Raw genomic sequence first — 24268 nt, 5'->3', positions numbered from 1 at the left:
AAACCGGACAAGAACAACAATGAGCAGCAGAACTGAAATGCCCAGGCCGACGACACAACAACCTGCGCGTCATTCCGCCCCCACGGTCAAGGCTCAACGTCTTGCTCACCTGATCTTCGAGCGTCCTGACCTCGATGACCTGTCGCTGCGCAAACTGATAACCCTCATGCGGATGTTCGGGTAGAGCTGCCGCCATGTCAGGCAATTCAACCAAGTATGGCCGACGGGATGTGCTCAAAGCCGGCGCTTTGATCGCTGGTGGCTCGCTGGTCTACAGCCTTGCCGGCCCAAATTCAGAACAACACCAAAGTCCTCGCGCCACCGAGCGCGGAACAGACGCTGCTCCAGGAGTGCCTTCAATGTCTGCTGTACATGTAGTCCGCTTTGAATATCAGAACGGTATCCACTGGGGCGTGATACGACGGGGCCGTATCACGGTCGTCCCGGGTACCTTTGAAACCACCGGTGACTTCATTCGCCAGAACAGCATCGACGAGCTCGCTCAAGTGAGAGGCACGGAGTTGGATGAGGGCGAGGTGAAACTCCTGTCGCCGCTGTCCCGTAACCAGCAGTTCGTCTGCCAGGGCGCCAACTACCGTCAGCACATGATCGAGTCGGGCATGGACCCTGACGCGAAGAAGTACAACATGATTTTCACCAAGGCGACGAGTTGCCTGGTGGCGGCGGACAGCGACCTGATCAAGCCGCGCAACGTGCGATTCCTGGACTACGAGATCGAACTTGGGCTGGTGATGAAGCGCGCGATCAACAGCGCCGTCGCCGTTACCGACGCCAACCTGCATGAGTTCATCGCCGGTGTCGTCATCGTCAACGACTACTCGGCCCGCGACATCCAGATTCCCCAGATGCAGTTCTACAAGGGCAAGAGCTTCCGCACCTTCGGCCCGGTCGGCCCCTATCTTTGCCTGCTGGATGCCAAGGACATGCATTACCTGAAGGACCTGCAACTGCGTCTGACGGTCAATGGCCAGGTGCGTCAGAGCGATAGCACGGCCAACCTGGTCTACGGCCCCGCTGAAACCCTGACCGAACTCTCCTCCGTGCAAGATCTCGCCCCCGGTGACCTGATCGCCACAGGCACTCCGGCGGGTTGTGCCCTGTCGATCCCCTCCCCCGCCAAACAACGTATCGCGGCCCTGCTGCCGGAAGCCACCAAATGGCAAATGTTCCTCAAGGCCCAGGAGAGCCGGCCGCAATACCTCAAGCCTGGCGACGTGGTCGAAGCGCGCATTCGCAGCGCGGATGGCGTGATCGACCTGGGTGTGCAATGTAACCGAGTCGTGGAGGAAGCCTGATGACCGTGCAGTGCCTGAACGACATCAAGGAGCTCGAGCTGGTCCCCTTATCGGAGCGTGATCTGGCTTCCAGTACTTATGAAGCACTGAGACGCACCGCCGAGCGCACCCCGGATGCGCCCGCGCTGAGCTTCTTCGCCGATGCCACATACTTCAGGAAAACCCACGACTGGAGCTATTCCGAGCTCTTCGCGGATATCACCCGCGCAGCGAATGCCTTCCATGACCTGGGCATTACGCCCGGCGAAGTGATCGCCTTCATCCTGCCCAACCTGCCGGAGACGCACTTCACCATCTGGGGTGGGGAGGCGGCGGGAATCGTCATGGCGATCAATCCGCTGCTGGAGGCCGGGCAGATCGCCAGCTTGCTGCAGGCCGCCAAGGCATCCGTGGTCGTGACCCTGGCGCCGACGCCGGGCAGCGACTTGTGGTCCAAGCTGGCCTCGCAACTGGATCGACTGCCGGAGGTCCGCCACATCGTCTGGGTCGGCATGGAGCCTTATGTCGGCAAAGCTCAAGGCGAAACCCTCCGCTCCCTGGCAGAGGAGGAACGTGAACTGCACAGGGGTGCCGCGATTCATGAGTTGCGCGCGTTGATGGACGCGCAGCCCGGCACACACCTCAAGAGCGGCCGGCAAATCCGTCCCGAGGAGCGTTCCTCTTTCTTCTGCACCGGCGGCACGACCGGGCTGCCCAAGATCGCCACCCGCACTCATGGTTCTGAGGTGTTCAACGCCTGGGCCATGGCTGCCCACCTGGCACCACGCAACAGCAGCCAGGTCATTTTCTGCGGATTGCCGCTGTTCCACGTCAACGGACAACTGGTAACGGGTCTGATGCCCTGGACCCAGGGCGACCATGTGATCCTCGGCACACCGCAAGGCTACCGCGGCGAGGGTGCGATCGCCCGATTCGGAGAGATGGTGGAGCACTTCGGCATCAACTTCTTCTCCGCCGTTCCCACCGTTTATGCCGCGCTCCTGCAGACCGAGTTGTCGGGCCGCGATCTGTCCAGCCTGCGCTATGCATTGTGTGGCGCCGCACCGATGCCGGTCGAGCTCTTCCGCGAGTTCGAGCAGCGGACCGGGGTGAAGATCCTCGAAGGCTACGGCCTTACGGAAGGCGCCTGTGCTTCCTCGGTCAATCCTCCCCATGGCGAACGCCACGTTGGCTCGATCGGGATACGAATCGCCTACCAGGATATGCGTGCGGTCGTGCTGGATGATGTCGGAGCCTACCTGCGCGACGCCAACGCGGATGAGATCGGCCTGATAACGATCAGCGGTCCGAACCTGTTCGACGGGTATCTGGAGGAGAGCCATAACCGCGGCGTCTGGATCGAAATCAACGGTCGGCGCTGGCTGAACACGGGTGATCTGGGGCGCCAGGACGAGCAGGGCTACTTCTGGCTGACCGGGCGCAAGAAGGAACTGATCATCCGCGGCGGCCACAACATCGATCCCAAGCAAATCGAGGAGGCCCTGCAGGCCCATCCCGCGGTCGCCATGGCCGCGGCAGTGGGCAGCCCGGACGCCTACTCAGGCGAGGTTCCTGTGGCCTATGTCCAACTGCACCAGGGGCAGGCTTGCACTGTGGAAGAACTGCAGGAGTTCGCCAATCGCAACATCAGCGAGCGGGCCGCCGTTCCCAAACGCATCGAATTACTCGATGCCCTGCCACTGACTGCCGTGGGCAAGATTTTCAAGCCTGCCTTGCAGCAGCAGGAAGTCGTCAGGGTGGTCCTTCAGGAAGTCGAACACCTGGCGCTGTCGGACGTTGCGGTGGAGGTCGTTCAAGACAGTCGCCGTGGACTGGTCGCCTGCATCCGAGGCTGCGCCAACCAGGAAACCTTGGCCTCTCGTCTGGGGCGGTACAGCTTTCAAGTCGAGTGGCTGCCATCAACCGCATCGACCTCCACGCTCGGTCATTCCCCTACTCAGTAGCAATACCAAAGTCGACGCAGCGCCTATGCAAACCCGTCAGCTCCTCCTTTAGCACCGGAGTCAGTACCGCAAATCCCTGTCAGTCAGCGTGCAAAACAACAACAAGAGGTAGCGAACATGAGCAACACGCGATTTACCTGGCGGCGCGCCCGCCTACCGCTGGCCACTGCGCTGGCCGGCAGCCTGGCCACGCCAGCGTTCGGCCTGAACTTCAACCTGGGTGAGATCGAAGGGCAATTCGACTCCTCGCTCAGCGTCGGCGCCAGCTGGGCACTGCGTGGCGCCGATCCCGAGCTGATCGGCGCCACCAACGGCGGCAAGGGCGATGCCAGCGTCACGGACGACGGCCGACTGAACTTCAAGAAGGGGGAGACCTTCTCGAAGATATTTAAGGGCATCCACGACCTCGAATTGAAGTACGGCGAGACCGGCGTGTTCGTGCGAGGCAAGTACTGGTACGACTTCGAGTTGAAGGACGAGAGCCGCCTGTTCAAGGACATCGACGACAGCGGCCGCAAGGAAGGCGCCAAGTCTTCCGGCGCCGAGCTGCTGGATGCCTACGTCTATCACAACTATGTGATCGGTGAGCTGCCCGGCATCGTGCGCTTGGGCAAGCAGGTGGTCAGTTGGGGCGAGAGCACCTTTATCCAGGGCGGAATCAACGTCATCAACCCGGTGGACGTGTCCGCCTTCCGCCGCCCCGGTGCCGAGATCAAGGAAGGCCTGATCCCGGTCAATATGTTCTACCTGTCGCAGAACCTGACCGAGAACCTGACGGCCGAAGCCTTCTACCAATTGGACTGGCAGCAGACGGTGGTGGACAACTGCGGCACCTTCTTCTCGCAAAGCGATTTCGTCGCCGATGGCTGCCAGCCCCTCACCGTCGGCCCGAATCTCAGTGCCAACCCGCTGGCCCAGGCCGCCCTTAGCCCCTTCGGCATCAGCCTGGGCGCGGAAGGCATCGAGGTGCCGCGCGCTGGCGATGACGATGCGCGCGATGGCGGCCAATGGGGCGCCGCCCTTCGCTGGTTCGTGCCCAGCCTGGATACCGAATTCGGCGCCTACTTCCTCAACTATCACAGCCGTCAGCCCTACGTCAGTTCGATCTCCAGTCCGAACGTCGCCGACCTGTCCTTCGTCCCGCAGCTCTGCGCCAACGTCGGCATCCTCGACCCTGCGGTCTGTGCCGGCGTCGCCGGATCGGCCGTTGGCCAGCAGTTGATCGGCGCCTATCGCCTTGGCACCTCGCAGTATCAGGTGACTTACCCGGAGGATATCCGCCTCTATGGCCTGAGCTTCGCCACCACCCTGCCGACCGGCACCGCCTTGTCCGGGGAAATCAGCTACCGGCCCAACCTGCCGCTGCAACTCAACGGCAACGATCAGGTCCTCGCCGGCACGGGCGTCGCCGCCGTCTCGCCGCTGCTCTCCTCGGGGGCTTATCAGGCGACCAACAATGCGCTGGTGCAGGGTTATCAACGCAAACCCGTGACTCAGGCGCAGATCACGGCCGTGCACTTCTTCGATCAAGTCATGGGCGCCGACCGCCTGACCCTGGTCGGCGAAATCGGCATGGTCCATGTCGGCGATCTGGAAGGCCGAGGCGGCCTGCGCTATGGCCGCGATGCGGTGTTCGGCCAGGGCGAGCTGCTCCCGGACAACAACCTGTGCCTCACCAGCTCCGCCACGCCGCAGAACTGCAACGACGATGGCTTCCTCACCACCACCTCCTGGGGCTATCGCGCACGCGCGATCTGGGAATACACCAACCTGATTCCGGCGGTGACGCTCAAGCCGAACCTGGCCTGGTCCCACGATGTTGACGGCTATGGTCCTGAGCCCGGCTTCAACGAAGGCAGCAAGGCCATCAGCCTGGGCGTGGATGCCGAGTACCGCAACACCTACAACGCCAGCCTGTCATACACCGACTTCTTCGGCGGCGATTACAACACCAGCGTCGATCGCGATTTCATCGCGTTCAGCGTCGGCTTGTCCTTCTGAGCAGGAGAGCAGTCCATGAAACTCTTGATGCAAAGCACGACCCTGAGCCTCTCCCTGCTGGCCGGCGCGGCGCTGGCCGCCGTCACCCCGGAACAAGCCGCCCAGCTTGGCAAGACCCTGACCCCGCTCGGCGCGGAGCAAGCGGGCAATGCCGACGGCAGCATTCCGGCCTGGACCGGCGGCCTCGGCAAGAACAGTGGCAAGCAGAACCCCCAAGGCTTTCTCGACGACCCCTTCGCCGGTGAACAACCGCTCTTCACCATCACGGCACAGAACGCCGAGCAATATAAGGACAAGCTGAGCCCCGGCCAGTTGGCCATGCTCAAGCGCTATCCCGACTCGTATCGGCTGCCGGTCTACCCCAGCCACCGCAGCGTCGCACTCCCGGACTCCGTCTACGCCGCAGCACGGTCCAATGCGCAGAACACCCAACTCGTGGCAGGTGGCAATGGCCTGACCAACTTCCAGACCGCCTACCCCTTCCCCATCCCGCAGAATGGCCAGGAAGTCGTCTGGAACCATCTCACTCGCTACCGGGGCGGCAGCATGAAACGCATCAGCGTGCAGGCAACCCCGGAAAAGAGCGGCGCCTTCACGCCGGTGACATTCAAGATGGAGTTCACCTACCGCGACCAGCTAAAGGACTTCGAACCGGCCAATCCGGGCAATGTGCTGTTCTACTACAAGGAGGAAGTCGTATCCCCCGCGCGCCTGGCCGGTAGTGTATTGCTGGTTCACGAAACCCTCGACCAGGTGAAGGAACCGCGCCTGGCCTGGCTCTACAACGCGGGCCAACGCCGCGTGCGACGTGCCCCCCAGGTGGCCTACGACGGCCCCTATCCCGCTTCCGAGGGCCTGCGCGTCGGCGACAACTTCGACATGTACAACGGCGCACAGGACCGCTACGACTGGAAGCTGGTCGGCAAGCGTGAACTGTACATCCCCTACAACAGCTTCAAGCTGGACTCGCCCAAGCTGAAATACGATGACATCGTCAAGGCCGGGCACCTTAACCCGGAGTTCACCCGTTACGAGCTGCATCGGGTCTGGGAAGTGGAGGCCACCCTGAAGCCCGGCGAGCGACATGTCTATGCCAAGCGGGTGTTCTTCATTGATGAGGACTCCTGGCAAATCGTCCTGGCCGACCACTACGACGCGCGCGGCACGCTCTGGAGGGTCGGCGAAGGCCATCTACAACCCTATTACAACGTCCAGGTGCCCTGGTTGGCCGTGGAAACCGTGTATGACCTGCTGAACGGTCGCTACATCGTTTCAGGCATGAAGAACGAGGAAAGTAAGGGTGTCGAGTTCGGGGGCAAAGCCCTTGCCGCCGACTACACCCCTGCCGCCTTGCGCAACGCCGGGGTCCGTTAAACAACGTTACTTAGTTGAAGGCCACAAGCCCGAGACCTAGGCCGCCACCACGACTGGCGGCCTTTTTTATCGTTCTTGGTCGTTAGAGCTTCCAGGTTGACTGGTTCAAGTAGGTAGCAACTCAACTCCGTAAACCTGAAAACCCCGCCGTGGAGTTGTCCGACCAAGGCCCATTACGCAACTTAGGCCCACTCCAACTGACACTGAAAAGTGCTCGGAAAAGCGAAGCATTGCCCAAAAAAGTTTGGTCTGTGTGCGACAAAAAAGCAGCAAGAGATGAAAGATGAAAGATGAAACTCAATAGCCGTGCAACTCAATACACTTCCATCGCCCAAGAACTCCCCCTATGGACCAGGCTCACCTTTGCCGCCGCAATATTCAGCCTTTCAACAACCACAAGTGCCAACGGCATCGCTCTTAACGAACAAAGTGCCAGCAGTGCGGGAACTGCCTACGCGGGACGGTCGTCATCCGCGCTGGACGCCAGCACCATCTATGGAAATCCTGCTGGCCTGACCAAACTGCAGCGCAGTGAGATCAGCGGCGGGGTCGCGCTCATCTCGGTGAGCAACGACATCAGTGATGCGCAGAGCAGTGTTGCAGGAACGAATAAGGGAGACTCGGTACCGATAGGGCTCATGCCCTTCGCCTATATGTCGACGCCACTTGATGAACGTCTTTCGATTGGTCTTGGCCTCTATGTTCCAAGTGGTCTCATCAATGACTACGAGAGCACTTTTCAGGGCCGTTACCATGGCTCCTATAGCGAGACCCGGGAGATAACCCTGCAGCCCACCATCGCCTATCGAATCAATGATTATTTATCCATTGGTGGCGGTCCGACCCTGAACCGTTTCGATGCAAATCTTCAGAATTACCTAGCCACCGGCAGCCTGAACAACGGCCAGGACACACTGGTTACCATGAAAGGCGATGACACGGCTATTGGCTACAACGTCGGTGTCTTGGTTGACTTCAATGACGCAACTAGTTGGGGGATCACCTATCACTCGAAGGTTAGCTATCACCTCAAAGGACATACCGAGGTTTCTGGCTCCCCGAGCTTTCTCTCGCAGGACGGAAATTATGACGCCAAGATAGATCTTGATATGCCTGAGTCAGTGGACACGTCCATCACCCATCATTTCAATAACCGCTGGACCGGATACCTGGGTACAACCTGGACGCGTTGGAGTCGGCTCGACAAGTTCGAGGCAATCAATGGCAATGTTTCCGCCATCGGTCAGAGTGTCGGCATGGGGCGTATGGGCGAGAAATTGAACTGGCACGACACCTGGGCCACCTCAGTTGGCGCATCCTATCAACTGACCCCGCAATGGTTGCTACGCGCAGGTTACGCCTATGATCCCGCGCCAGTTGGAAATGCCGATCGTAGCGTGCGCATTCCGGTTGGTAACCGCAAAGCCGTGACCTTGGGCGCCGCTTATTCGCCGAACGCTGATCTGACAGTAGACTTCGCTTATGGTTATCTCTGGGATTCCACAGCGTCAGTAAAGCAGTCGAACAACTCCGGTCTTCAACCGGAATACAGCGCCAAATTCGACAATAGTGCGAACGGATTGTCAGTTCAGTTTACATATCGGTATTAATCGAAACTACAGCCACTTTTAAGGCGGCGATTTCCACAAGCCTTCCTGAAAGCTCTCCTTTAACCGATAGGTAACTATCCCAACGGGGTAGATGAGGAGGTTTCGCCTATCAATCAGCACCAACTGCCGCGGACATTTTCGCGGTAGTTGGTAGGTTATCGAAACGCACACAACGACATGCGTTTCGAGAAAGTGCGTTCGATTTTCAGGTCCCGTCGATTGAGTCTCAGCTGAGCCCCCAAGTAGCGTCAGCAGCGACCATTTCCCCTTCTCGTCTGGATACCTTTTCGCCCGTCGTACCGGGTCGGCTCTGCCCGGGTCAGATCGCTACTATGTGGCGTGCGGTTTACAAGTAGTGCAGGCCGCTGGCACTGCACCGCTGCTCCTCTCCGGATGAACTGACTTCGCCTGGTATTTCCTGGCCATTTCGGTCCAGGCCGATGATTCGCTACCAAAAGTGGCATGCTTGCAGGCCGGATAGCAGAAAAACTCCATTGACCCCAATTGAACACGCGTGTTCAATTGGGGCCGTGAATCTTGATGAGAGGCTGTGCCTGATCCATGAGCCCAGTTCAGAAACGCATCCATGACGCGGCCCTGCGACTGTTCGCCGGGAAAAGTATCGAGGAGGTGAATATCAGCGAGCTGGCGAAGGTCGCCGGGCTATCCCGCGGCACCATCTACAACAACCTCAGTACAATCGAATCCTTGTTCGACAACGTTGCCGCCCAATTAAGCAGCGAAATGAACCTTCGGATCGCCAAGAGCGTGCATCCGGACATGGACCCCGCTCAACGTCTTTCCAACGGGATTCGCTCCTACATGCGCCGCACCCATGAAGAGCCCTATTGGGGCCGGTTCATTGTGCGTTACGCCGCCACCAGTGCCACGTTGCAGGATATGTGGAGCGGCCCGCCCGTACCGGACGTACTCAGTGGCCTGGCCCTGCATCGCTATGATTTCCGCCAGGAGCAGTTGGCGTCGGTCGTCGCTATGATCGGTGGCGTCGCATTGACCGGGATGCTGCTCGTGCTAGAAGGGCACAAGACCTGGAGAGATGCCGGCTCGGACGCCGCTGAACTTATTCTGAGGGCGCTGGGTATCGGCGCCAAAGAAGCTCAGGCGATTGCCACGAAAGAACTTCCGACACTTCCACCGCCTGACTGAGTCCACAGGGTAAACCGCACTTGCCACTTCTCCTCCTGAAGAGGAGGGGCTGGCTTTCATTTCCCTGCAAAAAGTCGGAGAGAACAACGATCCAAGACCCTGGTTATGCGCCGCAAGTTGGCACACGAGCGATACAGCCACAAAATCAGCCGCTCATAGCCAGCCAAGGCGGCCCTCTCTGTCATCCGCCTGTCACCTACAAACGTGCACGTATACATACAACCTAAGCTCAATTTGTCCTAAGGGACGTGAAAGTCACTGAGGTCTTCACTGACCGGGCGTTATTGGATCGAAGCGGCTTTTTCCTTGCTAAAGCAGTTTCCCTTCCGCCACGGCGACGTGCTCACGCCGTGGCGGCTTCTTTTCTATCGCCCGCACCGCGTACGAATTTCAGGTAGATCCAAGAAAGCTTCGAGACGCACCACTTCGCTCCCTTCAAACTGACCTAGAAACGGGCCTTGGTCGATCAGTACTGGCACGACCATCTGGGGCGTTCATGAGCTCAGCAGTCCGATTTGTGATTTCACTCCCGCTGATATTCCTTCTTATAGCAGCTGTGTAACACCGAAACTAAGGGGTGGGCGGATCAAACCCAGGACTGATGCGGAGTTAGGACCTCAGCAAAGGCCTGAGCAGGGAATGCTCTGCCGCAATCGGTGCGAGCGTAGTTTTGGCCGCACTAGAAAACACCGGGAAAAGCGGTTTTCAAGGCCTGCAGGCCAGTTAGCTGGCGCCCATCAAAACTCATTTTTCCTTTTATTTTCAAAACCTTAAGTAGCACAAATAAAATACCTCCTGCTTTTTCATGGCGCTGTCCGCTCAGGAACCACGGGCGCATTCCAGCATACGTAGCCCGCCCCCTCGATTCGAAGGCGTTCTGCACGGTACGGAAGGTTTCGATGTCCATTTCCTGCTATAGCAGCTAGAAAACATTGGAAACCCTGGAATGCCCCATGCCTTCTGGGCTAGCGAGGAAGGGGGTCAAACATGGAAAACGAGTTTCGATGTTTTACTGATCGCCATTTTCTTAGCCGTAACAGCGCCGCCCCAGCCCAGTGAGGCATCTCCGCCCTGAAGACGTACCCAATCCGCCTCAGCACGCCCCTAAAAAAGGGGGGTAAATTGGGGATTTCATATGTGGGGAAGCCAGCAAACTGGGATCAGAGAGTGCATCTGGAGTGCACTTTTTTGCACCTAAATGGACACGAGGAGGAGCATCCGAGGTGCATAAAAGTGAACACTTCGTAAACTTTAAGATTGTCGTATCTCGGACGAGAAAGAAGGTGCAAACGGCAGCCGAGACTGAGTCTCTGCATAAGGATGCTCCCACTCTTGTTGACTCCCTCAACCTGGCCCCTCTTCACCAGACCGCAACGAGCTGCGGCACCGTGGAAGTTGTGCAACGTGACAACGTCACGACAAAACAGGAGGACGTCCGTTTCGTCTTTCGCAATGGCGTCAGCGGCGAACCCTGGCATGCCTCCAGTGTAGGCCGTTGGTTTACTGGGCATTTGCAACGCGCCGGGATCCGCCACCGGGGACCGAACCAATGTCGCCACACCTTCGCCAGCCAGGCAGTGTCGAGCTACGTGCCCCTTGAGTGGGTTGCACGCCAACTAGGGCATGCCGATACAACCATGGTGAAGAAGCACTACGGACGCTGGATTCCCTCGGACACTCAGAGCATGGCCGGGATCGTTTCGCAGATGATGGGATTCCGGGCGGACGAGAGCGGTACCTAGCGGTTTGGAAAGCGCCGCTTTTGCCCCAAATTTGCCCCAGACCCGAATCCCAGAAAGCAAAAACCCCTGACTTCGCTAGGAATATCAGGGGTTTGCTTGAATCGGAAAGTGGCGGTGAGGGAGGGATTCGAACCCTCGATACGGTTTCCCGTATACACACTTTCCAGGCGTGCTCCTTCAACCGCTCGGACACCTCACCGGAATCTCTTCGAGGCGTTGGCCCCGTCGAGGTGCGCTAATTTAGTGGAGTGTTTTCCGGAATGCAAACACTTTTTTCATAATTTTCATGCGTTTATGAATTCTCCTGGCTACTGCCAACTTCCCCTTGCCCTGTCAAGGGGGTTTAGACGGGTCAAACCGGCTCTGGAAAGCGCAATTGCCGGACAAAAGGAACGCGCCGAACACCAATCGGACAGGCCTTAAGGCCCATCGCGCCTGACTCATCAGTCAGTCTCAGTCCTTTACCTCCACGGTAGCGCTGAGTAACGTCAGCCCACTTCTTAACAAGGAACCTGCCATGAGTGAGCTGATCTCCTACCAACTCGAAGACGGCATCGCCACCCTGACCCTTGCCAACGGCAAGGTGAATGCCATCTCCCCGGATGTGATCGCTGCCTTCAATGCCGCACTGGATCGCGCCGAGCAGGACCGCGCCGTGGTGATCATCACCGGCCAGCCGGGCATCCTCTCCGGCGGGTACGACCTCAAGGTCATGACCTCAGGCCCGCAGAACGCCGTCGCCCTGGTCGCCGCCGGTTCCACCCTGGCTCGCCGCATGCTGGCCCACCCCTACCCCGTGATCGTCGCCTGCCCGGGCCATGCCGTGGCCAAGGGTGCGTTCATCCTGTTGTCGGCGGATTACCGCATCGGCGTCGAGGGCTCCTTCAATATCGGCCTGAACGAAGTGCAGATCGGCATGACCATGCACCACGTCGGCATCGAGTTGGCCCGTGACCGCCTGCGCAAATCCGCCTTCCACCGCTCGGTGATCAATGGCGAGATGTTCGACCCGCAAGGCGCGCTGGATGCCGGCTTCCTCGACAAGGTGGTGCCCGCCGAGCAACTGCAGGACGCGGCCCGCGCCGCCGCCCTGCAGCTGAAGAAGATCAACATGACCGCCCACCGAAACACCAAGCTCAAGGTGCGCAAGGCCCTGCTGGAAACCCTGGACGCGGCCATCGAGATCGACAAGCAGCACCTGGTCTGAGCTACATGAAAATGCCCCGCATCGCGGGGCATTTCATCGAGAGGTGGGACTACAAGGTGCCACCGGCGTCATCACCAGGTTCGGCACCAGCATGCTCGCCGTGAACGTCACCGGCATCGTGGTCGGGACCATCATCGGCACCCTGGTCAACGCCATGGGCCTCACCTACATCATGATCGGCGCCATCGTACGCTCCATGTCCGACGCCGTAGGCCTCGCCCACCTCATGGTCCGCGCCTCGCGGCCGCTATGGGCGCTGCCCGGCCTGCGTTCAGACCGCCTGACCGATGGTGGAGCGACCAGTGGCCAGCGCCAACCATCCGGCAATGGCCTCCACCACCGTTGCCGGCGAGCGTAACCAAGCACTGTGGGCATTCTCCGAAGCGGGCCGTGGTGAAGGCAGCAGGCGCACGGTGGGCGCTCCCTGGATCAGGGCCGCCAGGCCCCGGGTCGAGGCCTCGGGCGCGAAAGGGTCGCCGGCGATGCCGATAAAGAGCGAAGGCGTGGGATTGCCGGGCGCCGACACCAGAGGCAACCCAAGGTGGTCGAAATTGCCGCTCCAGGCCACCCGTCCCCAATCGCGCATCAGGCTCCGCGCTTCATGGCCGCCAAAGCCTATGGCCCTGCCCGGTAGATAGCCGAAGATCGCGGTCAGCAGATTGAAAGCCAGGGACACGGTGGGCGTCAGCAACCTGTGCCGGCCCCGCCAGTTGCGATAGTGGATATTGCCGCAGGCCACACCCACCACCGCCACACCGGCGTTCGGATTGGCTGCGGCGTAGAGAGTGGCGATATGTCCGCCCAGGCTGTGCCCCAGCAGCACCAGCCGGCCTTGGGGGAAATGCTGCCGGGCGGCGGCCAGGAGTTTCGGCACGAATTCCTGCACCAGTTCCCGGTAGCCATAGTCCAGCTTGCGGTTCGGCCGCGGGCCGCTTTCGCCCTGGCCAGGCCAGTCGGCCACCAGCACCTGGTTGCCGGCGGCTACCAGGCCCAGGGCGAATGCCTCGTACTTGCGCGCGGCCACTCCAAGGGCCGGCAGCAGGATCAGCACCGGCCCGGGCACAGCCGAGGGATAGACCCGATAGGAGCAGAGGAATTTGCCTCCAGCAAAACTGAAAGTCTCGGCCATCGATGTTGTCCTCGTTGTGATCGGGGGCGTGAACAATCTAGAGCAGAAGCTCTAGCCGCGCCATTGCAGAACCCTGGCCATCAGCAAGACTCAAATGACCGGGCGCGATAAGCTCCGCCCCATATTTCCAACAAATGAAGGGACAGCTGAACCATGGGTCGAGTCGTTGCCGCCGCTGTATACGCCAAAGGCAAGAGAGTCACCGACATAACCCTCGATGAAGGACTCCAGTGGGCCTGCAAGCCCGGCCACTTCGTCTGGATCGGCCTGCATGATCCAGGCACGGAGGAGCTGAGCAACCTGCAACGGCAGTTCGATCTGCACGAACTGGCCCTCGAAGATGCGCTGACCCGCCACACCCGCCCCAAGCTGGAAACCTTCGGCGATGCATTGTTCCTGGTGGTCTATTCACCCATCGAGGTAAACGGCGAACTGCAGTTCATCGAAACCCAGCTGTTCGCCGGCAAGGGCTACATCATCAGCGCGCGCTATGGCGAATCGGCGCCCTACTCCCGCGTCCGCCAGCGCTGCGAAGCGCGTCCCCTGCTCCTCGAGCACGGCGAAGATTTCGTCCTCTATGCCCTGCTCAGTTTCGTGATGGAGAACTACCGGCCGCTGATGGACAGCTTTCATTCCGAGTTGGAAGAGATCGAGCAGAACGTGCTCAAGCGCCCGCTGACGCAAGAGGATGTCGAACGAATCCAGTGCCTGCGCCGCGACCTGCTGCGCCTGCGCCGCTACATCGGCCCCATGGGTGAAATATGCGAAGAACTGCAGCGCCTGGACTTCCCCTTCATCGACAAGCACATGCGGCCCTACTTCCGCGACATCGCCATCCACGTCAATCGCCTGCTGGAAGACCTCACCGGCCTGCGCGAGATGGCCGACCACGCCATCGAGGTCGGCCTGCTGCTGGAATCCTCGCGGCAGAGCGTCGTACAGCGCAAGTTCGCCGCCTGGGCGGCCATTCTCGCCTTTCCCACGGCGATAGCCGGGATCTACGGCATGAACTTCGAGAACATGCCGGAGCTGACCTGGCACTACGGCTATTTCGGTGTGTTGGGATTGGTGGCGACGGGCTGCACAGCCCTCTACGCCAGCTTCAAGTACTACGACTGGCTCTGAACCTCGCCCACAAAAAAGCCCGCCTGAAATGGCGGGCTTTTCATTTGCAGCACTCGGATCAGGCGGCGCGGTCGCGCGCGACGAAGCGCATCATCCATTCGGCCACGGCGGCGCCATGGTGGTCGCGATCCAGGCTGCTGATGCCCTGGGTGTAGACCTGGTCGCCCAGGAAGTCATGGCGCATATCCAGGAGGGCGCGGGAGTAATCGTGGACGAACTCGGGATGGCCCTGGAAGCACAACACCTGGTCTTCGATAGCGTAGGCGGCGTTCGGGCAGAAGTCGCTGGAAGCCAACAGGGTGGCGTTTTTCGGCAGCTCGGTGACCTGGTCCTGATGGCTGATCAGCAGGGTCAGCTCATCCAGCTCAGGGGTCATCCACTCCGGTTTCTGGTTCAACTGATAGCTGTGGGTGCCCACGCCCCACCCCTGGTTGGCGCGCTCGGTCTTGCCGCCCAGCAGCAGGGCCAGCAGCTGGTGGCCGAAGCAGACGCCTAGCAGCTTGTCGCCAGCCTCGTAGCGTTCCAGCAGGAAGGTCTTGAGCGTCTGGATCCAGGGGTCGCTGCCAAAGGAGTCGGCCTTGCTACCGGTCACCAGGTAGGCGTCGAACTTCTCGGCCTCAGGCGGGTAATGCCCTTGCACCACATTGAACACGCTGAACTCTGCCGCGATGGGCTGCTTGGCGAACAGTTGCTCGAACATCAGGCCGTAGCCTTTGTACTGATCGACCAGTTCGGGGCGGAGGATATCGGTTTCCAGAATGCAGATGCGAAGCGGCATGGACTAGTGGTTCCTGAAACGTGAGAAGGTGCTCGGGCCTAAATGTGCGATTTATTTAACACAGAGCCGAGGTGATTGAAATACCGCCGGTCCCCGCCGCCATAGCCGGATCCTACTGCCGCCATAGTCAACTTCGATGGCGCCCCCAGCCCAATCTTCGCCTGCAGCCCGCTCCGCTCTAGCGCGCCGCTTTCCAAGACACGTCAAGAAAATTTGACGGCGGCCGACGGAACTATTGGTTCCGTCGATAGTTACCATGCCCATCCCTGTCTTTTTCATCGAAAAGCTTTCCGCGAATCTACGTCCCATCCAAGCCCCCGTCGCGGAATCCCAGCCATGAGCAACCCCACAGTCAAGTACGCACGCAACGGCGCCCTCGCCAGTCTTGGCCTGTATTTCGTCGTGGTGATGGTGGTCCTCGCCGTCAGCTTCGGTTACGAGCGCGGCCGCATCGGGGCGAGCCCCGTGGACGCTTCCATGACCTTCTACCAGCAGCTCAGCCAGAGCATCCCGGTGATGCTGGCGGGCCAGAAGAAACCCAGTGGCAGACAACAAGGCTGAAATCCAGGACAGGCACGCACCATCATGAAACAACAACGGACCCGACTCTTTCTTCTCACCGCCCTGGCGATCATGACCAATGGTTTTTCGCTGCTGGGCTTCGGCCATGGCTCAGTTGGCGCCGTTGCCAAGAACATCGAGAGCAACCACAACATCGGCCGCGGGATCCTCACGGAACGGACCCTGAAGAGCCTGTCCGGCAACCCGCCGGCCGAGCGCGAGTACCAGCTTCCGGCCGTGTTCGACATGAGTTCGCTGGTGTGCTGCAGCGACCACCTGGCGTGAAAGACGGTCGCATCGGGCAAGTTCGGGTAGACTGCCGCCCCGTTTTTCAATTCAAGGGCGCGCAACAGTGTTCATCAAGGCATTACGAGTCGGCCTGGGCCAACTGATCATCTTCCTCGACTTCATCACCCGCCCGCGCAAGCAGCGCCGCAGCCCCGAGGCACAGGCCCGGGTCGCCGAAGAAAGCGCCAGCCTCGCGCTCTACCAGTTCAATGCCTGCCCGTTCTGCGTGAAGACCCGCCGCGCCATGCACCGGCTGAACCTGCCGATCGCCCTGCACGACGCAAAGAACGACGAAGCCCACCGCGCGGCTCTGCTGGCTGGCGGCGGCAAGGTCAAGGTGCCTTGCCTGCGCATCGAGGAAAATGGCGAAAGCCGCTGGATGTATGAGTCCAACGACATCATCCGCTACCTGGAAAGCCGCTTCGCCAAGGCATGAACCCAGGCCACGAGCGCCAATAAAAACCGGCTCACCAGGAGCCGGTTTTTTTATGCCGGTCTGAAGGCTAGAAGCGCTCGCCCTTCGCCGCCTTGTCCAGCAACAGTGCCGGCGGCTCGAAGCGTTCGCCGTACTGCTCGGCCAGGTAACGGGCGCGGGCGATGAAGTCGTCCAGGCCGTACTGGTTGATGAACTGCAGCGCCCCACCGGTCCAGGCGGCGAAGCCGATGCCGAAGATCGAACCGATGTTGGCATCGGCTACGGAATGCAGCACGCCCTCTTCCACGCAGCGCACGCTCTCGATGGCCTGGATGAACAGGATGCGGTCGCGCACGTCCTCCTGGGGTATCTGCCGGTCGGACTTCTCGAAGCGCGCCTTCAGCTCCGGCCAGAGGTGCTTCTTGCCGCCCGCGGGGTACTCGTAGAAGCCGCCACCGGCCGCTTTGCCGGGGCGCTTGTACTCGTTGAGCATCAGGTCGATCACGGCGAAGGCCGGATGCTGCTGCATCGCCTTGCCTTCGGCCTTGAGGTCCTCGGCGGTCTGGTGGCGGATGTGGCTCATCAGGCTCATGGAGACTTCGTCGGAAATCGCCAAGGGCCCCACCGGCATGCCGGCCTTGCGGGTCTCGTTCTCGATCATCGCGGCGGACACACCCTCGCCCAGCATGGCGATACCTTCGTTGGTGAAGGTGCCGAACACGCGGGAGGTGAAGAAGCCGCGGCTATCGTTGACCACGATGGGCGTCTTCCTGATCTGCAACACGTAGTCGAAGCCACGGGCCAGGGTTTCATCCGAGGTTTGCTCGCCACGGATGATCTCCACCAGCGGCATGCGGTCCACCGGGCTGAAGAAGTGCAGGCCGATGAACTTCTCGGGCTTGCTCACCGCCTTGGCCAACCCGGTGATGGGCAGGGTCGAGGTATTGGAGGCGATCACCGCATCCGGCAGAGCGGCGGCTTCGGCAGCGGAGCTGACTTTGGCCTTCAGTTCGCGGTTCTCGAACACGGCCTCGATGATCAGGTCGCAGCCCTCGAAGTCGGCATCGCTGGCGGTGGCCTTGATGCGGGCGAGGATGGTGTCACGCTTCTCGACGGCCATATGGCCACGGCTCACCAGTTGGTCGAGCAGCCCCTGGGTGTAGGCCTTGCCCTTCTCCGCCGCGTCCACCGAGACGTCCTTGAGGACCACCTCGATGCCGGCAATGGCCGAGACATAGGCGATACCCGCGCCCATCATGCCGGCGCCGAGCACGCCGACCTTCTTCGTCACGTAGGGGGCCGGGCCCTTGGGCCGCGAGCTGCCGGCATTGATCTCGTTCAGCTGGAACCAGAAGGTGCCGATCATGTTCTTCGCCACCTGGCCGGTGGTGAGCTCGGTGAAATAACGCGCCTCGATCAGTTGCGCGGTATCGAAGTCCACCTGGGCGCCTTCGACCGCGGCGCACATGATCTTCTCCGGCGCAGGGAAACAGCCCTTGGTCTTGTCGCGCAGCACGGACGGGGCGATGGCCAGCATCTGCGCCACGCTGGGGCTGGACGGGGTACCGCCGGGAATCTTGTAGCCGGCGGTGTCCCAGGGTTGCACGGACTTGGGATTGGCGGCGATCCAGGCGCGAGCCTTGGCCAGCATCTCTTCCGCACTCTCGGCGATGTCGTGGATCAACCCTGCCTTGAGCGCCTGATCCGGGCGCACCTTGCGGCCTTCGGCCAAATACGGCAGCGCTTTCTCGATGCCCAGCAGGCGCACCATGCGCACCACGCCGCCGCCACCGGGCAGCAGGCCGAGGGTCACTTCCGGCAGGCCGAGCTGAACGGCGTTGTCGCTCAGGGCGATGCGGTGATGGCAGGCCAGGCAGATCTCCCAGCCGCCGCCCAGGGCCGCGCCGTTGATGGCGGCCACCACCGGCTTGCCGAGGGTTTCCAGGCGACGCAGCTGACCCTTGATGCCCAGCACCATCTGGTAGAAGGCGTTGGCCTCGGCCTTGGTGACCCTGATCAGCTCATTGAGGTCGCCGCCGGCGAAGAAGGTCTTCTTGGCCGAGGTGATGATCACGCCGGCGATGCTGTCCTTCTCGGCCTCGAGACGTTCGACGGCCTTGCCCATGGCCTCGCGGTACACGGCGTTCATGGTGTTGGCGCTCTGGCCGGGCATATCCATGGTCAGGACGACGATATTGTCCTGGCCTTTCTCGTAACGAATGGCGTCTGTCATTATTTTTTCCCGCTGTAGGGGGAGCGCTTCAGGGACGTCGCGAGCGAAGGTCAGGCAAGACGGAAATCGGCGGGGAAGCGGAGTTTACGACTGTAAATGAGCATTCCCTGACGATTTCCAACACAGCCTGGCCGAGCGCAGCAGCCCCTGATAGCTCCTGTTAAATTCGTTCGATGATCGTCGCGATACCCATGCCGCCGCCCACGCAGAGGGTGGCCAGGCCATAGCGCAGGTTGCGCGCTTCCAGCTCGTCCAGCAGGGTGCCGAGGATGGCGCAGCCAGTGGCGCCGAGCGGGTGCCCCATGGCGATGGAGCCGCCGTTGACGTTGACCTTCTCTTCCGGCACGCCCATGTCCTTCATGAACTTCATCACCACCGAGGCGAAGGCTTCGTTGACCTCGAACAGGTCGATGTCGGCCACGCTCAGGCCGGCCTTGGCCAGGGCCTTGCGGGTCGCCGGCGCGGGGCCGGTGAGCATGATGGTCGGGTCGGTGCTGGTGACCGCCGTGGCGACGATGCGCGCGCGGGGTTTCAGCCCCAGCTCCTTGCCCTTGGCGGCGGAGCCGATGAGCATGGCGGCAGCGCCGTCGACGATGCCCGAGCTGTTGCCCGGCGTGTGCACGTGGAGAATACGCTCCACCTGGCTGTACTTGCGCAGTGCGGTGGCGTCGAAGCCCATCTGTCCCATCATCTCGAAGCTCGGCTTGAGTGCGCCAAGGCCTTCCAGGGTGGATTCGCCACGGATGAACTCGTCATGGTCGAGCAGGACGATGCCGTTCTGATCGGTGACCGGCACCAGGGATTTCTTGAATGCGCCATTGGCGCTGGCGCGGGCGGCCTTCTGCTGGGAGCGCAGGGCGAAGGCGTCGACATCCGTGCGGCTGAAGCCCTCCAGGGTGGCGATCAGGTCGGCGCCTATACCTTGGGGCACGAAGCTGGTGTGCAGGTTGGTTTCCGGGTCCATGGCCCAGGCGCCGCCGTCCGAGCCCATGGGCACGCGGGACATGGATTCCACACCGCCCGCCACTACCAGGTCCTCGAAGCCGGAGCGTACCTTCATCGCCGCCAGGTTCACCGCCTCCAGGCCCGAGGCGCAGAAGCGGTTGATCTGCTGGCCGGAAACGGTCTCGTCCCAGTCGGCCACCAACGCGGCGGTCTTGGCGATGTCGGCGCCCTGGTCGCCCACCGGCGTCACGCAGCCGAGGACGATGTCGTCCACCTGGCTGGTGTCCAGGTCATTGCGCTCGGCCAGGGAACGCAGCAGCCCGGCGATCAGGTTGACCGGCTTGACGCTGTGCAACGCGCCATCCTTCTTGCCCTTGCCGCGGGGCGTGCGCACCGCGTCGAAAATGAATGCTTCGGTCATGGCGTCCTCTTGAGGCAGCTAGGCGGCACTGGGTGCCCGTAGTTGTTAGGGGGTGGCGCTACCTTATCGCTATAGGCCATGGTCTCAATGACGGAAATGCTCAGCCCCATTGACCGCTGCGCTCAGACGAACGGTCGGTTGGTGGCCAGTTGCTGGCCAAAGTGAAAGGGATGTGTCTGGCCTCGAGGCTACTCCGGGGCGCCTAGACGGGCTCAATAGCCAGGAATTACTACAGGAGCCATGCTAGTTCCCAAGCGATCTAAGCGGACTGTGATCCGGGCCCTAGAGTTTGAAATGCAAGTGGCCGCTGCCGGGTTTTGCCGGAGCGGCTTTTTGTCCCTAGCCACGGAGGAAAGCTTGGTTGCGGGCCGGCCGTAGGGAGCCCGTTCCGACGCACCTCCAACAACAAAAAAGGCAGTTGGCCATGTTCAAGCAGCCGAAAATGCGGCAAGCGAGCCTGATCGTCTTTGCCACAGCAGTGGTTCTCATCCTTCCCAACCTGACCCGTCTGGTCAGCTGAATCTTCATCTTCCAACCCAGTGGTCGTCCTGTGCTGCGCACCGCCCGAAGCGGTCAACGCAGCGCGGGTAGCCACCACGCCAACAGCAATGGAATCAGCACGAAGGACAGCAGCGTCGAGCACAACACCAGGCTCGCCACCGCTTCCGGCGAGCGCCCCGCGCGCACGGCGAACAGGTAGTTGAACACTGCCACCGGCATCGCCGACTGCATCACCAGCACGCCCTGGGCCAGCGGCGGCAGCCCCAACAACAAACCCACCAGCCAGCCCGTTACGGCGCCACAGAGAATTCGCAGGGCACCCAGCAGCATCCCGTTCCCCAGGTGATGCACGCGGATGCTGGCCAGGGATACGCCCAGGGTCAGCAGCATCAGCGGGATAGTCATGCCCCCCAGCAGACTTATGGTGTTGGCCAGCCAGCGCGGCAGCTCGAGGTCCCAGATCACCAACGGCAAGGCCAGAGCCAGGCTGATGATGATGGGGTTGGCCAGGAGCCGCTTCGGCGACCGCTCGCTGCCGGAAAGCAGCAGGCCGAGGCTGAAATGCCCCACCGAGAGCACCAGGAAGAAGGCCACCGCCAGCGCCAGGCCTTTCTCGCCGAAGGCATAGAGAGTGATGGGCAGGCCCATGTTGCCGGAGTTGGGAAACAGGTAGGCCGGCACCAGGATGCGCCAGTCCTGCCTGAAAACCCGGCTCAGCAGGCTGCCGATCAGCCCCATCACCAACATCACCAGCAGGCAGGCGATGGCTAGCTGGCCGAAGGCATGGCGGTCGATCTCGGTACGGCTCAGGGTGGACAGCACCAGGCTCGGGGTGCCGATATTCAGCACCAGGCGCGCAATGAACTCGGTGGGATAAGGCTGTCCCGAACGGGCCCAGCCATAGCCGATGCCGGCGACTATCAGCACCGGCGCCATGACGGCGAACAATTCGGCCAGCATGGCCTCTCCTTAAAAGCGCGGGTGCTCGAATCGGGGCGCCTGAAACGCTTTGGTTATGACGGAAAGCCGCGATCCTAACGGCCCGCGCCCCCTTCGGGCAATTGTGCTAGGTTGCCAGGAAACACCTTGTAGGAGCCGCCACCATGCGTACTCTGCTCGCTGTTCTCGCCCTCTCACTCAGCCTACCGGCGGCCGCCGGCGATACCGACCAGGCCGCAGCCGTGCAAGCCATGCAACAGCCCAACGCCGTACTGATCGACGTGCGCACGCCGGAGGAAGTGGCCGAAGGCGCCATCCCCGGAGCCAGCAACATCGGCTACGAAGAAATCGGCGAACGCATTGCCGAAGTCGCCCCGGACAAGGGCACCCCCATAGTGCTCTACTGCCGTAGCGGCCGCCGTTCCGGCATCGCCCAGGACAGCCTGCGGGAGTTGGGCTATAGCCAGGTGATCAACGGTGGCGGTTACCTGGACCTGAAAACCGCCCTGGACAAGGACTGATCGATGCGCAAAGCGCTACTCGCCCTGCTCTTCTGCTTCACCCCGCTGCACGCCGCCGAGCTGACCCTGGAGTTGCCCGGCGGCACCCGTACCCTGGACAGCGCCACCCTCCTCGCCCATCCACAGGCACAGGAGGTGGCCATCCCGGACGATGTCTCCTACAAGCGGACCATGCACTACCGCGCCGTGCCCCTGGCCGCGCTGCTGGACGGGGTGTCGCCGGCGCAGCACCTGCAGGCCGTGGCCCTGGACGGCTTCGCCGCTGAACTGGCCGCCGAGCCACTGCTGGCGCGGGACGGAGCCCGCGCCTGGCTAGCCATAGAAGATCCCGCCAGACCCTGGCCGCCGCTGGCCGAAGGCAAGCCCAGCGCCGGGCCTTTCTACCTGGTCTGGACCGACCCCAAGGCCGCCGACATAAGTCCGGAACAGTGGCCCTTCCAAGTGGCTCGCATCCGCTACCTGCCCTCGGTGGCCGAACGCTTCCCTGCGTTGCGCCCGGCCGCCGACGCCAACGCCGAGGTGCGCGCCGGCTTCGCCCAGTTCCAGAAAAACTGCCTGGCCTGCCACCGTCTCAATGGCGCCGGTGACGCCCAGTTCGGCCCGGACCTGAATATCCCCCACAACCCCACGGAATACCTCGCCGGCGACTTTCTCTCGCGTTACATCCGCGACCCGCAAAGCCTGCGCCGCTGGCCCCAGGGCAAGATGCCGGGCTTTTCCAGGGAGGTGATCAGCGATGAGCAGTTGGGGCAGCTGATCGGCTACCTGCGGCATATGGCGGGGAGGAAGGTGAAACCCTGAGAGAGGCCGGGGCCGTAGATACCGTCTTGGAACCTAGTGCGCAAGGGCCAGTTTTGCATCGAAAGGCTGGCCCGATTTCAGGACGCCATAAGCGATGTGCAGCAGCTTGCGCATCGCGGCGCAGACGATCTGCTTCCCGGCCTTGCCTCGACTTCGCAGGCGTTGTCCCAGCGCTTTGATCGCCGGGTTGTGGGTCAGCGCAACGATGGCCGGCATGTAGAGACCCGCGCGGAGTCGGCTGGAGCCCATCCGGGAAATGCAGGCGTAGGCCTTTTGGGTGCCGGACTCCCGCAGCTGCGGATTCAGCCCGGCAAACGCCGTGATGGCCCGGGCATTCTTGAATTGCAGCGGGTCTCCCAGCTCGGCCAGAAGCAGGGCCGCAGTCTTGTCCGCGACGCCGTCGATACTGGTCAGCAAGTCGCGCTTACCCCGTAAATCGGGATCGTCGTCAATGTGCGCCTGAATCGCCTTCAAGGTTTCGGCGATCTGCTGTTCGATGTGTTGCAGCACCGAACGAATCGAGTCCTGCACACTGACATCGGCGACGTCCAAGCGATTGCGCTCCATCTGGGCAATCTCCTGGAGGTCCTGCAGGCGCCGTACCAGGGCCCGCAGGCGGCGGATGGCCGGCGGTTCGGGCCGCCAGGCACGCAACTCGTCCACGTGCCGGGCGCCATAGTCGGCAATCAGCTTGGCATCGACCTGGTCCGTCTTCACCCGTTGCAGTTGGCTGCGGGCATAGAGGGCAATCTGCGCCGGATTGGTCACGCAAACCCGGTAGCCCAAGCCATGGAAGTATTCGGCCAGCGCCTCGTGGTAGGTCCCCGTGGCCTCCATCACGATCCAGGCCCCTGGTTCGCTGTATTTGAGCAGCCACTCCTGCAGTACCTGAAAACCCGCCGCGCTATTGGCCAGCTTGGCTTTGGTGCGGTACTTGCCGTTGGCCTGCTGGGTGGCGATATCGAAACTGTGCTTGGCAATGTCAATGCCAACGATGCCGGACATGCGAACTCCTCAATCTCTCCAGAAGGATCATCACTGCACTCGGCACGACCTTGTGAATGCGAGCTCTCACCTGAGGTGGGCTCTGGATACCGTTCGAGCTATTCGAGTGAGTGTGGAGGGCAGGAGCACTATCTACGTTGCTGGCTCGAGGCCTTAGGGTGGAAACGGCTTCCTGACCCTCCCCCGATGATCAGTCGGGAACTATCGCCCCATCACAGAGCGATAGTCGAGATACAAGGGTGGAAA

The 24268-nt window shown here is 61.4% G+C and carries 21 protein-coding genes, 1 tRNA gene and 1 pseudogene; 15 read left to right on the top strand and 8 right to left on the bottom strand.

All coding sequences use genetic code 11. From position 1 onward, the window contains the following. Positions 1-359 precede the first annotated feature (359 nt). From E8F11_RS23560 to E8F11_RS23535, 6 genes are all read left to right on the top strand, one after another. Positions 360-1316, top strand: a complete 957-nt coding sequence (locus E8F11_RS23560) for a fumarylacetoacetate hydrolase family protein (RefSeq protein ID WP_280291318.1) — start codon at positions 360-362, stop codon at positions 1314-1316. Then, a complete protein-coding gene (locus E8F11_RS23555) occupies positions 1316-3259 on the top strand; it encodes an acyl-CoA synthetase (RefSeq protein ID WP_280291317.1) in 1944 nt (647 codons plus the stop codon). The genes E8F11_RS23560 and E8F11_RS23555 overlap by 1 nt, the downstream gene beginning before the upstream one ends. A gap of 117 nt (positions 3260-3376) precedes the next feature. After that, on the top strand, positions 3377-5260 hold the full coding sequence (locus tag E8F11_RS23550) for a DUF1302 domain-containing protein (protein WP_280291314.1): 1884 nt from the start codon (positions 3377-3379) through the stop codon (positions 5258-5260). Positions 5261-5275: 15 nt separating this feature from the next. After that, positions 5276-6634: a DUF1329 domain-containing protein gene (locus E8F11_RS23545; RefSeq protein ID WP_280291313.1), complete on the top strand. Its 1359-nt coding sequence runs from the start codon at positions 5276-5278 to the stop codon at positions 6632-6634. 290 nt (positions 6635-6924) lie between these two features. Further along, positions 6925-8244: an outer membrane protein transport protein gene (locus tag E8F11_RS23540; RefSeq protein WP_280291311.1), complete on the top strand. Its 1320-nt coding sequence runs from the start codon at positions 6925-6927 to the stop codon at positions 8242-8244. Between the two features lie 561 nt (positions 8245-8805). Beyond that, on the top strand, positions 8806-9411 hold the full coding sequence (locus tag E8F11_RS23535; protein WP_280291310.1) for a TetR/AcrR family transcriptional regulator: 606 nt from the start codon (positions 8806-8808) through the stop codon (positions 9409-9411). Between the two features lie 679 nt (positions 9412-10090). Here E8F11_RS23535 and E8F11_RS23530 read toward each other — a convergent pair. Continuing rightward, on the bottom strand, positions 10091-10318 hold the full coding sequence (locus E8F11_RS23530) for a hypothetical protein (RefSeq protein WP_280291309.1): 228 nt from the start codon (positions 10316-10318) through the stop codon (positions 10091-10093). A 481-nt stretch (positions 10319-10799) separates the two neighbouring features. Between E8F11_RS23530 and E8F11_RS23525 the strand changes: the two are divergent. Further along, positions 10800-11153 (top strand): annotated as a pseudogene (locus E8F11_RS23525) (tyrosine-type recombinase/integrase); the annotation flags it as partial. 109 nt (positions 11154-11262) lie between these two features. On the opposite strand, the gene E8F11_RS23520 reads toward E8F11_RS23525, so the two are convergent. Continuing rightward, positions 11263-11352: transfer RNA gene (locus tag E8F11_RS23520), tRNA-Ser, on the bottom strand. 318 nt (positions 11353-11670) lie between these two features. Here E8F11_RS23520 and E8F11_RS23515 point away from each other — a divergent pair. Both E8F11_RS23515 and E8F11_RS23510 read left to right on the top strand, forming a co-directional pair. Beyond that, the gene (locus E8F11_RS23515) at positions 11671-12360 is read left to right on the top strand and encodes a crotonase/enoyl-CoA hydratase family protein (protein WP_280291308.1); all 690 of its coding nucleotides are present in this window, start codon (positions 11671-11673) and stop codon (positions 12358-12360) included. 43 nt (positions 12361-12403) lie between these two features. Further along, positions 12404-12718, top strand: a complete 315-nt coding sequence (locus tag E8F11_RS23510; RefSeq protein WP_280291307.1) for a hypothetical protein — start codon at positions 12404-12406, stop codon at positions 12716-12718. On the opposite strand, the gene E8F11_RS23505 is transcribed toward E8F11_RS23510, so the two are convergent. Next, complete coding sequence (locus tag E8F11_RS23505; RefSeq protein WP_280291306.1) at positions 12632-13489, bottom strand: alpha/beta fold hydrolase; 858 nt, start codon at positions 13487-13489, stop codon at positions 12632-12634. The two genes, E8F11_RS23510 and E8F11_RS23505, sit on opposite strands and share 87 nt — an antisense overlap. Positions 13490-13642: 153 nt before the next feature. Between E8F11_RS23505 and E8F11_RS23500 the strand changes: the two genes are divergently transcribed. Beyond that, the gene (locus E8F11_RS23500; RefSeq protein WP_280291305.1) at positions 13643-14614 is read left to right on the top strand and encodes a magnesium and cobalt transport protein CorA; all 972 of its coding nucleotides are present in this window, start codon (positions 13643-13645) and stop codon (positions 14612-14614) included. Between the two features lie 58 nt (positions 14615-14672). Here E8F11_RS23500 and E8F11_RS23495 read toward each other — a convergent pair whose 3' ends face one another. Then, complete coding sequence (locus E8F11_RS23495) at positions 14673-15392, bottom strand: amidotransferase (RefSeq protein WP_280291304.1); 720 nt, start codon at positions 15390-15392, stop codon at positions 14673-14675. A 336-nt stretch (positions 15393-15728) separates the two neighbouring features. Between E8F11_RS23495 and E8F11_RS23490 the strand changes: the two genes are divergently transcribed. The 3 genes from E8F11_RS23490 to E8F11_RS23480 all read left to right on the top strand — a co-directional run bounded on the left by E8F11_RS23490 (position 15729) and on the right by E8F11_RS23480 (position 16677). Continuing rightward, positions 15729-15953 (top strand): hypothetical protein, encoded by a 225-nt coding sequence (locus E8F11_RS23490; RefSeq protein ID WP_280291303.1) that lies wholly within the window; start codon positions 15729-15731, stop codon positions 15951-15953. Between the two features lie 24 nt (positions 15954-15977). Continuing rightward, positions 15978-16238, top strand: coding sequence for a hypothetical protein (locus E8F11_RS23485; protein WP_280291302.1), 261 nt, complete (start codon positions 15978-15980; stop codon positions 16236-16238). A 67-nt stretch (positions 16239-16305) separates the two neighbouring features. After that, a complete protein-coding gene (locus E8F11_RS23480) occupies positions 16306-16677 on the top strand; it encodes a glutathione S-transferase N-terminal domain-containing protein (RefSeq protein ID WP_280291301.1) in 372 nt (123 codons plus the stop codon). Between the two features lie 67 nt (positions 16678-16744). On the opposite strand, the gene E8F11_RS23475 is transcribed toward E8F11_RS23480, so the two are convergent. From E8F11_RS23475 to E8F11_RS23465, 3 genes are all read right to left on the bottom strand, one after another. After that, positions 16745-18889, bottom strand: a complete 2145-nt coding sequence (locus E8F11_RS23475) for a 3-hydroxyacyl-CoA dehydrogenase NAD-binding domain-containing protein (protein ID WP_280291300.1) — start codon at positions 18887-18889, stop codon at positions 16745-16747. Positions 18890-19049: 160 nt separating this feature from the next. Beyond that, on the bottom strand, positions 19050-20255 hold the full coding sequence (locus tag E8F11_RS23470) for an acetyl-CoA C-acetyltransferase (RefSeq protein ID WP_280291299.1): 1206 nt from the start codon (positions 20253-20255) through the stop codon (positions 19050-19052). 573 nt (positions 20256-20828) lie between these two features. Beyond that, positions 20829-21716 carry an AEC family transporter gene (locus E8F11_RS23465; protein ID WP_280291298.1) on the bottom strand — a complete coding sequence of 296 codons (888 nt, stop codon included), beginning with the start codon at positions 21714-21716 and terminating at the stop codon, positions 20829-20831. Between the two features lie 143 nt (positions 21717-21859). Between E8F11_RS23465 and E8F11_RS23460 the strand changes: the two genes are divergently transcribed. Continuing rightward, positions 21860-22216, top strand: coding sequence for a rhodanese-like domain-containing protein (locus E8F11_RS23460; RefSeq protein WP_280291297.1), 357 nt, complete (start codon positions 21860-21862; stop codon positions 22214-22216). A 3-nt stretch (positions 22217-22219) separates the two neighbouring features. Further along, entirely contained in the window at positions 22220-23017 is a 798-nt protein-coding gene (locus E8F11_RS23455) for a cytochrome c (protein WP_280291296.1), read from the top strand. Between the two features lie 33 nt (positions 23018-23050). Here E8F11_RS23455 and E8F11_RS23450 read toward each other — a convergent pair whose 3' ends face one another. Next, a complete protein-coding gene (locus tag E8F11_RS23450) occupies positions 23051-24022 on the bottom strand; it encodes an IS110 family transposase (RefSeq protein ID WP_280287409.1) in 972 nt (323 codons plus the stop codon). Positions 24023-24268: the final 246 nt, after the last annotated feature.

The sequence above is a fragment of the Pseudomonas sp. BN417 genome (genome assembly GCF_029871205.1).
Classification (GTDB): domain Bacteria; phylum Pseudomonadota; class Gammaproteobacteria; order Pseudomonadales; family Pseudomonadaceae; genus Metapseudomonas.
The sequence above is the reverse complement of the archived record's forward strand: the minus strand, read 5'-3'. Positions and strand labels throughout refer to the sequence as shown.